The sequence below is a fragment of the Cyanobium gracile UHCC 0281 genome (assembly GCF_034931305.1).
In the GTDB taxonomy this organism is placed as follows: Bacteria; Cyanobacteriota; Cyanobacteriia; order PCC-6307; family Cyanobiaceae; genus Cyanobium; species Cyanobium gracile_A.
In genome coordinates this window covers 1-11,964 of record NZ_JAYGHY010000025.1, presented here as the reverse complement: position 1 = coordinate 11,964, position 11,964 = coordinate 1, and the positions used below count along the sequence as shown (strand labels likewise).

The window sequence follows — 11,964 nt, the reverse complement described above, 5'->3', positions numbered from 1 at the left end:
TCCAACCGCGTGGAAGGGCCTGGAATGTTCAGTCAGTACAAACCGAACCACGGATACGACGAGTACTTCACCTCCACCGACCAGCCCAGGGCCACCCTCAAGCCGTTGCTGTCGTCCCTGGGCCAGATGGGACTGGACCAGTTGAACCGCAACCACGTGGCTGCCGGCATGCTGCTCAAGCGCCTCGGGGCCACCTTCCGGCTCAACGATTCCGACAGCAAGGGTGTGGAGCGCATCCTGCCCTTCGATCCCCTCCCCCGCCTGATCGGGGCCCAGGACTGGGAGCGTCTGGAGCGGGGCCTGATCCAGCGACTGGAGGCGATCGATCGCTTCCTGGCCGACGTCTATGGCGATCAGAAAATCCTGGCCGACGGCGTGGTGCCCAGGGCCGACGTGGAAAGCTCCCATGGCTGGCGGCCCCAGATGCAGGGCTTCCAGCCGCCCCTCGGCCGCTGGTGCCACATCTCGGGCCTGGATCTGGTGCGCGACGGCGACGGCACCTGGCGGGTGTTGGAGGACAACCTGCGCTGCCCCTCGGGGGTGGCCTACTTCCTCGAGAACCGGCGGGTGATGAAGCGCATGTTCCCGAGCCTGTTCGCCGGGCGCACGGTGCAGCCCATCGATGACTATCCCTCCCATCTGCTGCAGACCCTGCGGGAGCTGGCCCCCTGGACCGACACGCCCAAGGTGGTGCTGCTCACGCCCGGGGTGTTCAACAGCGCTTACTTCGAGCACAGCTACCTCGCCCAGCAGATGGGGATCCAGCTGGTGGAGGGCCGCGACCTGGTCTGCGAAGGAGATCGGGTGTGGATGCGCAGCACCGCCGGCCTCGAGGCGGTCGATGTGATCTACCGCCGCATCGACGACGACTTCCTCGATCCGGCGGTCTTCCGCCCTGATTCCCTGCTGGGGGTGCGGGGCTTGATGGGGGCCTACGCCGCGGGCCGTGTGGCCATCGCCAATGCCCCGGGCACCGGCGTGGCCGACGACAAGCTCATCTATGCCTATGTGGGCGAGATGATCCGCTACTACCTGGATGAGGAGCCCATCATCGAGAACGTTCCCACCTACATCTGTTCACGCCCCGACGACCAGGCTTATGTGCTGGAGCACCTCGGGGAGCTGGTGGTGAAGGCGGTGGCGGAAGCCGGTGGCTACGGCATGCTCATCGGCCCCCATGCGAGCCAGGCGGAGATCGCCGAGTTCGCCATCAAGATCCAGGCCGATCCCCGCAACTACATCGCCCAGCCCACCCTGGAACTCTCCACAGTGCCTTCCCTGAGCGAAGGGGAGCTCTACCCCTGCCACGTCGATCTGCGGCCCTACGTGCTGCGCGGCAAGGAGGCCTGGGTGAGCCCCGGCGGCCTCACCCGCGTGGCCCTGCGGCGCGGTTCCCTGGTGGTCAACTCCTCCCAGGGTGGCGGCTGCAAGGACACCTGGATCGTGGATGAAGCCCCATGCTGAGCCGCGTCGCCGATTCCCTTTACTGGATCAACCGCAACGTCGAACGGGCTGAGAACATCTCCCGCTTCGTTGAGGTGAGCGAGGCGATGGCCCTCGACTGCCCTCCCGGCAGCGCTGAACCCTGGCTCCCCCTGATCGAGGCCAGCGGCGACCGCAAGCTCTTCGATGAGCTCTGTCCGGATGTCACGCCCGAGGCCGTGATCCACTTCCTGGTGCGGGAGGCCGACAACCCCAGCAGCGTTCTCAACTGCATCGGCAACGCCCGGGAGAACGCCCGGCAGATCCGGGAAGTGATCACCACGGAAATGTGGGAGCAGATCAACGACATCTACTGGACGTTGCAGGAGGAGGCCTTCTGGCAGCAGCCGCCCCAGGAGCAGCTGCGGGAGATCCGGCGCGCCTGCCAGCTCTTCTACGGGATCACGGACGCCACCCTCAGCCGCGACCTCTCCTGGCAGTTCAGTCGGTTGGGGCGACTGCTGGAGCGGGCCGACAAGACCACCCGGATCCTGGACGTCAAATACTTTCTGCTGCTGCCTTCGCCTGAGGAGGTGGGCGGGGTGCTCGATGAGCTGCAGTGGATCTCCCTGCTGCGCTCGGCGGGGGCCTACCAGATGTTCCGGCAGTCGAGCCAGCAGGCCATCGAACCGAAGGCCGTGGCCGCCTTCCTGCTGCTGGATCCGATCTTCCCCCGTTCGGTGCGCTACTGCCTGGAGCGGATCAGCGACACGCTGCGGATCATCCGCGGCAGTTCGGTGCCGCGGCCCGCGGACGACCTGGAATGCCTGATCGGGCTCACCCTGGCCCACTGGAGTTTCACCAGGATCGACGAGCTCGTCGCCACCGGGCTGCACGAAGCCATCGACCACTTCCAGTCGGATCTCAACCGCCTGCATGAGCTGGTCGAAGCGCGCTACTTCATCGCTCCCCCGAGCAGTACCTCCAGTCAGGAGGCGGCATGCGAGCCCGCCTGACCCACACCTTCAACTACCGCTACAGCGCGCCGGTCTTCCTGGGTCCGCACCGTTTCTGCCTGAAGCCCCGGGGCCACGGTTTCCAGCGCCTGCTCCATTTCCACCTGGCCGTCAGCCCGGAACCGTCCCTGCTCTATCCGCTGGTGGCGGCCAGTGGCGATGAGATCCTGCGGGCCCGCTTCGAGGGCAGCACCGAGAACTTCCGGGTGCAGGCGATCAGCGATGTGGAGACCACGCCGCCCCCGGCCCTGGCTGCCTGTCTGGAGGACCAGGAGCCGCTGCTGCCCTACCCCGTGGGCCACCTCAATGGTGATCTGCTGGGTTCTCTGGAGGGGTGGCTGCCCAACGGCCAGCACGACCCGGCCGCGGTGGATCTGGCCCAGGAAGCGCTGATGGGCAGCGACCAGCGCGGGCTGATGTTTCTTGAGCAGCTCGTTGAGATCATCAAGGACAGGGTCAAGTACACCCAGCGGCACGTGGGGCCCGCCTGGCCGGCGGGCCGCACCCTCAAGGAGCGGGTCGGCTCCTGCCGCGACCTGGCGATGCTGATGATCGAGACCTGCCGCTGCGCCGGCCTGCCGTCCCGGTTCGTGAGCGGCTACCACCTGGTGGAGCCCCCGCCGAAGCAGTACGACCTGCATGCCTGGGCCGAGGTCTACCTGCCCGGTGCGGGTTGGCGGGGCTTTGACCCCAGCGGCAAGGGCAGCATTGACGACCGCTACATCACCCTGGCCACCTCCTCCAAACCCACCCTCACGGCGGCGGTGAACGGTAGTTTTTCGGGTCCCACCGGGGTGGAAAGCGAACTGGACTGGACCATCGAGGCGGAGCTGCTGGAGCCCGCTCCCATGGGCGCTTCCTGGCACGGGGTGCTGCAGCGCTGAAAGAAAGCCACTCTTAAGGAGCGCCCGCCTGTATCCGATGGTGCAGCGGCTGCGGCACTCCCCAGGCCAGGACAGGTCCCACGTCGCCACCCACGGCATCTCCCCCATGGCAAGCTCCACTCCCGCCCCCTGCCCACCCAAGGGGCAGGCCCTCCTGGAGGCGATGCGCCGCCATCTGTTCTCCAGCCAGGCCAAGTCGGCCTCCCTCGCCACCACCCACGACCATTACGTCTGTCTGTCGCTGGCGGTGAGGGACATCCTGCTGACCAGCTGGGTGGACACCGTGGACACCTACACCAGCCAGCATGTGCGCACCGCCACGTACATGTCGGCGGAATACCTGCTGGGCCCCCACCTGGAGAACAACCTGGTGAGCCTCGGGCTGCGGGAGGAGGCCAGGGCCGCCTGCGAGGCCCTGGGGCTCACCCTCGAGGAGATGCTGGCGGAGGAGCCGGAACCGGGCCTGGGCAATGGCGGCCTGGGCCGGCTGGCGGCCTGCTTCCAGGAGTCGATGGCCACCCTGGAGCTACCGGCCATCGGCTACGGCATCCGCTATGAGTTCGGCATCTTCCGCCAGCAGATCGGTCCCACCGGCCAGATGGAGAGCACCGACCCGTGGCTGGCCCGGGGTAACCCCTGGGAGGTGATCCGGCCGGAATGGAGCTATCCGGTGGTGATCGGCGGTCAGACCGTGATCGGCGTCGCCTACGACACCCCGATCCTGGGCTACGGCGTGCACACCGCCAACACCCTGCGGCTGTGGTCGGCCCAGGCGCCGGACGCCTTCGACTTCGCCTCCTTCAATGCCGGCGACTACACCCGGGCCGTGCTGCACAAGGTGCAGTCGGAAACCCTCTCCAAGGTGCTCTATCCCAACGATGAGCTGGAGCAGGGCAAGCGCCTGCGGCTCAGTCAGCAGATCTTTTTCGTCTCCTGCTCCCTGCAGGACATGTTCCGCATCCTCGGCAGCCAGGGGATTCCGGTCACGGAGTTCCATCGCAAGTTCGCGGTGCAGCTCAACGACACCCACCCGGCGATCGCCGTGGCGGAGCTGATGCGCCTGCTGATCGATGAGCACGGGGTCGACTGGGACACCGCCTGGAGCATCACCACCGCCACGATCAGCTACACGAACCACACCCTGCTGCCCGAGGCCCTGGAGGCCTGGGGTCTGGAACTGTTCCAGCAGTTGCTGCCCCGCCAGCTGCAGATCATCTTCGAGATCAATGCCCGCTTCCTGCGCACCCTGCGCATCCGATTCCCCGGCCAGCCCGACCTGCTGGAGCGGTTGTCGCTGATCGAGGAGGGCCCGCACCGCAAGGTGCGCATGGCCCATCTGGCCGTGGTGGGCAGCCACACGGTCAACGGCGTGGCGGAGCTGCACAGCCGCCTGCTGAAGGAGAACCTGTTCGCCGAGTTCGCCCAGGTCTGGCCCGAGCGCTTCACCAACATCACCAACGGCGTCACGCCGCGGCGCTGGCTGGCGGTGGCCAACCCACCCCTGGCCGAGCTGCTCAACGACGCCATCGGCACCGATTGGTGCCGGCACCTCGACCAGCTCCGCAAGCTGGAGCCCCTGGCCACCGACGCCGCCTTCCTGGAGCGCTGGCAGGGGGTGCGCGAGCAGGCCAAGGAGCGACTGGCGGCCACGATCCGCCAGGACACGGGCGTCCTGGTGGATCCGTCTTCGCTGTTCGATGTCCAGGTGAAGCGCATCCACGAGTACAAACGCCAGCACATGGCGGCCCTGCAGGTGGTGGAGCGCTACCTGCGGCTGCGGGCCGGGGAGGATCTGCCGCCGCGCACGGTGATCTTCGGCGGCAAGGCGGCCCCTGGCTATGCCATGGCCAAGCTGATCATCCGCCTGATCGTGGGCATGGCGGAGATCATCAACATCGACCCGGCGATGGACGGCCGTCTGCGGGTGATCTTCCTGCCCAACTTCAGCGTCAAGCTGGGCCAGAAGATCTATCCAGCGGTGGACCTCTCCGAGCAGATCTCCACCGCTGGTATGGAGGCCTCAGGCACCGGCAACATGAAAATGTCCCTCAACGGGGCGCTCACGATCGGCACGCTCGATGGGGCCAACATCGAGATCCGGGACAGGGTCGGCGACGACAATTTCTTCCTGTTCGGCCACACCGCCGAGCAGCTGGCCGCCATCAACCGCAACGGCTACCACCCGATGCCCTGGCTGGAGAACGACGCCCTGGCCAAGGAGGCCATCGACCTGATCGGCTCGGGCCACTTCAGCGAAGGCGACCGCGACCTGTTCCACCCCCTGCTGGCCAACCTCTGCAGCAGCGACCCCTTCCGGGTGATGGCCGACCTGGGCGATTACCGCCGCGCCCAGAACGAGGTTGACGGCGCCTGGTGCGACGCAGGACGGTGGAGCATGATGTCCGTGCTGAACACCGCCCGCTGCGGCTTCTTCAGCAGCGACCGGTCCATCCAGGAGTATGCCGAACGCATCTGGAAGGTGGTCCCGGTCCCCGTCAACTCCTGCAGCGTGATTCCCCAGTCGTCCCCATGAGCCTTCCGCAACCCGCATGAGCTGGATGGAACGGGTGGCCGAGGCGGCCGAGTCCCGCCTGCGTGCCGCCGGCATCCAGCTCACCCTCGGCGGTGAGCCCACGCTGGTGCCCCTCGAGCCGGAGGGGCCCGAGTGGAGCGTCACGGCCGATGGCCCCACCAAGCTGGCCATCGCCCGGGCCATGGCCCGGGACCTGCAGCAGCGGGTCTGGCGCGGCAGCACGCTGCTCTACTGCCCTGGCAAGCGCTACGACGGCGAGGTCAATCCCCGCTGGGCCCTGCGGCTGTTCCTGGGCGACGACGGCACGGCGCCGGTCCGCTGGCCCGGCTTCTGCCAGCCCGGTCTGGAGGGTTCACCGCTGAAGGCCAGCGAAGGCCCGGCCTGGTTGGAGCGCCTGGGTGGGCTCCTGGGCCTCACGCTCCAGCCGGTGCTGCTGCGGGATCCGCTCGATCCCGAGCGGCGGGCCTGGGCGGCCCCCTTGAGCGTCGCTGCCGCGGAGACGACGGACGGGACGACACCGGTGACCTGGAAGGTGGCGCCCTGGCCCCTGGAGGACAGCCTGCGGGAGCTCACCGGTGCCCCCGGTCCGGCCGGCCTGCGCCTGCCCCTGGAGCACCTGCCCGAGGATGTGCCCCGCCAGGTGCTCACCCTGGAGATCGATCCTGAAGGCTGGGAACTGTTTCTGCCGCCTCTGGAGCGTGAACCGCTGCGTCTGTTGCTGCAGGCGGTGGCCGACAGCCTCGGCGACCTGGCCGCGCCGCGGCTCAGCGGCGTGCTGCCCTTCGATGCCGGCGAGCGCTGGCAGGTGCTGGGCCTGACGGCCGATCCGGGCGTGCTGGAGATCAACTTGCCCGTCTGCCACAGCTGGCAGGAGTACCACCAGTGGCTGCAACGGCTGGAGGAGGTCGGCGCGCGCGTTGGTCTGCGCAGCTGGAAGGAGCTGGGCGATGGCCGCCAGGAGGGCACCGGTGGCGGCAACCATCTGCTCTGGGGCGGGCCCGACCTGGACCACCATCCCTTCTTCTCCCGGCCGGCCTGGCTCACGGGAATCCTGCGCTACTGGCAACGGCACCCGTCACTGGCCTACCTGTTCTGTGGCCCCGGGGTGGGTCCCTCCTCCCAGTCGCCACGGCCGGACGAGGCGATCGGTGAATGCTTTGATCTGGAACTGGCCTACCGCGCCATCGAGCAGGCGGAGGGCCAGCCCTCGAGCGAACCCTTCGGGGATGTCCGGGGCCTGATCGGCGAAACGTTGCGCCATCTCCATGCCGACCGCAGCGGCAACAACCACCGCAGCGAGATCAGCTTCGACAAGTTCTGGAACCCCGGGGCCCCGGCCGGTTGCCTCGGCCTGGTGGAGTTCCGGGCCCTGGAAAGCCTGCCCAGCATGGCGTGGAGCAGCACCATCGCCCTGCTCTGGACGGCCCTGGCAGCCCACCTGCTGGAGCCCCGCCACCGCCCCACCCAGCTGCACGACTGGGGCTCCACCCTGCACGACCGCCAGCTGCTGCCCAGCCAGCTGTGGGCTGATCTGGAGGGCATCCTGGCTGACCTGGCGGAAGATGGGCTGGCCCTCGATCCGGCGCCGTTCCGTGCCATCTGGGAGTGGCGCTTTCCGCCCCTGCTGCGCTGGCAGGGGGAGGCCAGCTCCACCGACGTGGCACCGGCCCTGGAACTGCGGCCCGCCCCCGAGCCCTGGCCCCTGATCTGCGACACCCCGGTGCAGGGGGGCTTCACCAGCCGGTTCATCGACGGCTCCCTGCGCCGCTTCGAGGTGGTGGCCAACCCGGCGTTCCGTCGGGACTGCCAGCTGCTGGTGAACGGTCGACCCCTGCCGCTTGAGCCCGCTGAAGAGGGGGCGTCCCAGGTGCTGGCGGTGCGCTTCCGCTTCCAACGGCTTTACCCGTGCCTGCATCCGGCGATCGAGCCGCACATGCCGCTGGAGCTCGTGCTGCGCGCCCCCGGCGGGGATAGCGGCTTCCGCCTGCACCCCGATGGCCATCGCTTTGAACCCTGCCTGGTGCCCGGGTTCGTTCCTGGCGCGCCCGCCTGGCAGGGGCGTCAGCGCCCCACCGACCACACCATCGATCTGCGGATCGGCTGACCGTCTGCGTGAGCAGCGGCCTGCACCACAACCACAGCCGGGGAGAGCGTTCAGCGCCATCAAATTCTTCTCTTTCTTTCACTCTTCAGACAGCTTGAGGCCACATTCCCAGCCCATTTCTCAGGAGCGCTGCAGTTATCGCGAATCACTTCGGGAGGGAAGGAGATTTTCCTTCTCCAGCCTGGTCAGCACCGAAAACGATGCCTAACATCCCTGGTGAATGGAAGCACCAGTGCAATCTTTCTGGTTCAGCACCCCGTCAGAACAGGGGCTGATTCCTTGCGTCGACAGCGTCGGCGATGCCCTGCGTTTTGCCGCTGACCTGGGCAGCGATGATCTCGTTGTCCTCGATCTCGCCACTGGCCATTTCATTGATTGCAACCGTTCCGCCCACGAACGGCTTGGCTATGAGCGGGACCACTTCCTCACATTGAATCCAGCTGCGATTCAGGCGGATGGGGACCTGTCCGATGATCGGTTACTGGATCAGCTGCGGGTGATGCGCCAGCAGCCAAGGGGCAGTTTCGCCACGCGCCACCGAGCCCGTTCCGGCACCTGCCGGGACGTCTCCGTCAGCTATCAGGTGCTGGAGTTACGGGGACGGCTGGTGGCCCTTGTCAGCCACCGTGACCGCAGCGATCTGGACACGGCCTTGCGGGAAAGCTCCCGGCTGGGCTCGCTGCTCCAGGAGGCCGAGCAACTCACCCACGTGGGCAGCTGGGAGTTGAACCATCGCACCGGAGAACTGCTCTGGTCGAACGAGGCCTACAGCATCTTCAATACCGCCCCGGAGCTGACGGCGCCGTCCTACGAGGTGTTCCTCAGGACGGTGCATCCGGAGGATCGTCCCCTGGTGGATGCCACCTTCCAGGACTCCTTCCGCTCGGGCCAGCCTTATCGGATCGAGCATCGTCTGCTGCTTGGCAATGGCCAGCTCAAGGTGGTGCTGGAGCGGGGACGCACGACCCTCGACGACGACGGACGACCGCTGTTCACGGTGGGAACGGTTCAGGACATCAGCGAACAGCACGAGATTCAGCAGCGACTGGAGCGCATCGCCTTCGTCGATCCCCTCACCAGGCTGCCCAACAAGGCCGCCGCCGTTCGTCAGCTGGCCCGACTGCTGCGCCGCTCCGGCACGGAGTACAGCATCGCCCTGATCAACCTCGATCTCGACAACTTCCAGTCGATCAATAACAGCCTGGGTCATGAGATCGGCAACCAGGTGCTCCAGGCCAGCGGCACCTGCCTGCGCCACCTGCTGCGGCCGGATGACTGGCTGGCCCGGGTCGGCAGTGATGAATTCATCCTGCTGCGCTCCCTGCCCATGGCCGACCGGGGCCAGGCTCTGCAGTGGGCTGAGGAGATCCGCCGCACCCTTGGCAACACCCCCGGGATGGGCACGGGCCTGGCGGTCCAGCCCAGCGCCTCGCTGGGGGTGGCCCTGGCCCCCGACCACGGCCTCGATCCCGACACCCTGCTGCGCTGCGCCAACACGGCCTTGATGGAGGCCAAGCAGCACGGCAAGAACCAGCTGCGCTTCTACACCCCGGAGATCAGCCTGCAGCTGCGCGAGCGCCTCGAGCTGGAGCTGGGCCTGGCCCGGGCCATTGACCGGGAGCAGCTGCGGCTGTATTACCAACCCCAGATCGATCGGGGTGGCAGCCGGATTGCGGGGGCCGAGGCGCTGCTGCGCTGGCGGGACCAGAGCGGCCGGATGGTATCCCCGAACGTGTTCATTCCGCTGGCGGAGAAGACCGGCCAGATCCACAGCATCGGCCTCTGGGTGATCGAAGAAGCCTGCCGTCAACTGCACGCCTGGCACAGGCAGGGGCTGAGGCCGGGGAAAGTGGCGATCAACATCTCGGCCCTGCAGCTGGGGGCCGAGCATCCCTCCCTGGCCGATCTGCTGGCCGGGGCGCTGCAGAACTACGGCCTGTTGCCAGAGAATCTTGAACTGGAGATCACCGAAACGGCCTTGCTCAACGATCCAGGCCGTGCCGGCGAACAACTGCGGCAGCTCGCCGAGAGCGGATTCAGCCTGGCCATCGACGACTTCGGCACGGGCTACTCCTCGTTGGCCATGCTCCATTCCCTGCCCCTCGACAAGCTCAAGATCGACCGCTTCTTCGTCGACCGCCTTGGCAACGACGATGCCGACCTGGCCATCGTCAAGGCCACCATCGTGATGGCCAAGGAGCTGGGATTGATGACCCTGGCCGAAGGGGTGGAAACCCGTGAGCAGCTGCGGATGCTGCAGAACCTCGGCTGCGACCAGTTCCAGGGGCACCTGCTGGGCAGGCCCATGTCCGCCGACGCCTTCGGCTCCCTGTTGCAGGTCGCTGCCGCAGCCTGAAGCCAGCGCTTACCAGCTCACCCCGTGAAGCTTGGGCAGGGGCGCGGTCTTGGAGGTCACGGCGAAGAGCCGTGGGATGCGGTGGCTGTTGTACACGCGGAATTCGCGCACCACGCTGGCGCCCTCCTCGCGCACGGCCTGGTTGAGCACCAGGGAGCCATCGGGATCAGAGACGGAACGGTGGAACGTGCCGGGGGGAATGCGCAGGATGTCGCCGCCGCAGTCGAGGCGAACAATGTGATACGGGTAGTTCCAGCCCAGGTTGACCAGGAAGAAGGTGCGGCCGCCGTGCATGGCCAGCAGGTTGTCCTCCTGGTGGGGATGGAGATAGAACTGCCAGCTGCCGGACTCCTGACAGTCGGGCGGGCTGATCGCCGGACCCGAATGCACCACCAGATCCCGCTTGTTGGACGTGGGCACTGTGATGTCGAAGAACCGCACCGACGGGGTGTCCCGGAACTTCTCGTAGGGGATCAGCTCAAACATCGGAGCTGGACGGGGCCCCTGGGCGGCACCGCTGGGTGGGCGGCCTTGCAGCTCGTCTCTCGACGGGACGGTGGCGGTCATGGGGGCGACTTCGTCAGAAGCCTCTGTGATCTCTTCAGTGAACCTAATCCTGGCGGGGTCCCACGGTGAGATCGGCTACGAAAGCCCGCAGGTCTTGGGCCAGTTCCAGTGGTGGTGATGCCTAGGGTGAACCTCCTGCGCGCCGGGCCCATGGGCCGCCACGACCATTGTTTCGGCTTCGAGGCCGACTTCGTCGGCGACCTGCGCTGCATCCCGATGGCGGTGCGGCGCAAGCTGGACCTGGTCGGCGTCAAGTTGAAGCTGAGCCACTGGGGCGACCTCAGCGACCAGGAGCGGCAACGGCTGTTGGCCTGGCCGGACGACCCCGCTGCCCTGGCGGAGCTGGACCACTGGCTCAGCCAGCGCACGGCCGGCATGGCGGCCGGCGCTGCGGGCCGATTGGAGCCCGCCTGCGGCGCCCCGTGGCAGCAGGGCGATGCTTCCCCGCAGGTGTTGCTCGCCTCCTGCCAGCAACTGGGCCTGACCCTGCCGCCCCACGCCTGGGGGGAGCTCGATGAGCTGCAGCGCTTCGCCCTGGTGAAGCTCAGCCATCCGGGCCACGAGCACCGCAACCTGCCGCGGGCCTTCGCCGAGTTCGGCATCGAGGCATGAGTGGCCTGAGGGCCTGCCTGCTCAGCGGCGGCGCCAGTCGCCGCATGGGCACGGACAAGGCCCTGCTGCCCCATCCCGCCGGGGGCACCTGGCTGGAGTTCAGCCTGGCCCAGCTGGCGGCGTTGCCGCTGCCGATCACCCTGGTCAGCCACCACCGGGCCCATCAGGCCCTGGCGCTGTGCCTGCGGGACGGGCTTGGCAACCGGGTCCATGTCCTGGAGGAGCCGCCCCCCCGGGAGGGACCGCTGCTGGCCCTCGTCCGATTGATGCACCACCACCCGGACCAGGACCTGCTGCTCTGTCCGGTGGACATGCCCTGGCTGCAGACGGCCGCCCTTGAGGCTCTGGTGGCGGCCGCTTCCACGAGCCTGGCGGTCCCCGCGGCCATCCACCTGGCCCACGACGCCCGGCGGCTGCAGCCACTGCTGGGTGTCTATCCCGCCCATGCCGACCGCCGCCGGCGCCTGGGC

9 protein-coding genes are annotated in these 11,964 nt (G+C 67.6%); 8 read left to right on the top strand and 1 reads right to left on the bottom strand.

From position 1 onward, the window contains the following. Positions 1-24: 24 nt before the first annotated feature. The 6 genes from VB739_RS09085 (at position 25) to VB739_RS09060 (ending at position 10,315) form a co-directional block, all read left to right on the top strand. Complete coding sequence (locus VB739_RS09085) at positions 25-1,464, top strand: circularly permuted type 2 ATP-grasp protein (RefSeq protein ID WP_323356758.1); 1,440 nt, start codon at positions 25-27, stop codon at positions 1,462-1,464. Continuing rightward, on the top strand, positions 1,458-2,438 hold the full coding sequence (locus tag VB739_RS09080) for an alpha-E domain-containing protein (RefSeq protein ID WP_323356757.1): 981 nt from the start codon (positions 1,458-1,460) through the stop codon (positions 2,436-2,438). Before VB739_RS09085 ends, VB739_RS09080 begins: the two co-directional genes overlap by 7 nt. Then, positions 2,423-3,322 carry a transglutaminase family protein gene (locus tag VB739_RS09075; protein WP_323356756.1) on the top strand — a complete coding sequence of 300 codons (900 nt, stop codon included), beginning with the start codon at positions 2,423-2,425 and terminating at the stop codon, positions 3,320-3,322. Before VB739_RS09080 ends, VB739_RS09075 begins: the two co-directional genes overlap by 16 nt. A gap of 106 nt (positions 3,323-3,428) precedes the next feature. Then, complete coding sequence (locus VB739_RS09070; RefSeq protein WP_323356755.1) at positions 3,429-5,855, top strand: glycogen/starch/alpha-glucan phosphorylase; 2,427 nt, start codon at positions 3,429-3,431, stop codon at positions 5,853-5,855. Positions 5,856-5,871: 16 nt separating this feature from the next. Beyond that, positions 5,872-7,959, top strand: a complete 2,088-nt coding sequence (locus VB739_RS09065; protein WP_323356754.1) for a transglutaminase family protein — start codon at positions 5,872-5,874, stop codon at positions 7,957-7,959. 232 nt (positions 7,960-8,191) lie between these two features. Next, a complete protein-coding gene (locus tag VB739_RS09060; RefSeq protein WP_323356753.1) occupies positions 8,192-10,315 on the top strand; it encodes a putative bifunctional diguanylate cyclase/phosphodiesterase in 2,124 nt (707 codons plus the stop codon). A 9-nt stretch (positions 10,316-10,324) separates the two neighbouring features. Here the strand turns inward: VB739_RS09060 and VB739_RS09055 are convergent, their stop codons facing one another. Continuing rightward, positions 10,325-10,801, bottom strand: coding sequence for a redox protein (locus tag VB739_RS09055; protein WP_216906771.1), 477 nt, complete (start codon positions 10,799-10,801; stop codon positions 10,325-10,327). 231 nt (positions 10,802-11,032) lie between these two features. On the opposite strand from VB739_RS09055, the gene VB739_RS09050 reads away from it, so the two are divergent. Continuing rightward, positions 11,033-11,494: a nitrate reductase associated protein gene (locus tag VB739_RS09050; protein WP_416233316.1), complete on the top strand. Its 462-nt coding sequence runs from the start codon at positions 11,033-11,035 to the stop codon at positions 11,492-11,494. Beyond that, positions 11,491-11,964 (top strand): NTP transferase domain-containing protein (locus VB739_RS09045; protein WP_323356751.1); only part of this gene is annotated, 474 nt, incomplete at its 3' end. The genes VB739_RS09050 and VB739_RS09045, both read left to right, overlap by 4 nt.

Bases quoted from the DNA above. Each gene is read 5' to 3' on its own strand.
- VB739_RS09085 (WP_323356758.1), top strand. From the start codon at position 25: ATGTTCAGTCAGTACAAACCGAACCACGGATACGACGAGTACTTCACC.
- VB739_RS09080 (WP_323356757.1), top strand. From the start codon at position 1,458: ATGCTGAGCCGCGTCGCCGATTCCCTTTACTGGATCAACCGCAACGTC.
- VB739_RS09075 (WP_323356756.1), top strand. From the start codon at position 2,423: ATGCGAGCCCGCCTGACCCACACCTTCAACTACCGCTACAGCGCGCCG.
- VB739_RS09070 (WP_323356755.1), top strand. From the start codon at position 3,429: ATGGCAAGCTCCACTCCCGCCCCCTGCCCACCCAAGGGGCAGGCCCTC.
- VB739_RS09065 (WP_323356754.1), top strand. From the start codon at position 5,872: ATGAGCTGGATGGAACGGGTGGCCGAGGCGGCCGAGTCCCGCCTGCGT.
- VB739_RS09055 (WP_216906771.1), bottom strand. From the start codon at position 10,801: ATGTTTGAGCTGATCCCCTACGAGAAGTTCCGGGACACCCCGTCGGTG.
- VB739_RS09050 (WP_416233316.1), top strand. From the start codon at position 11,033: ATGGGCCGCCACGACCATTGTTTCGGCTTCGAGGCCGACTTCGTCGGC.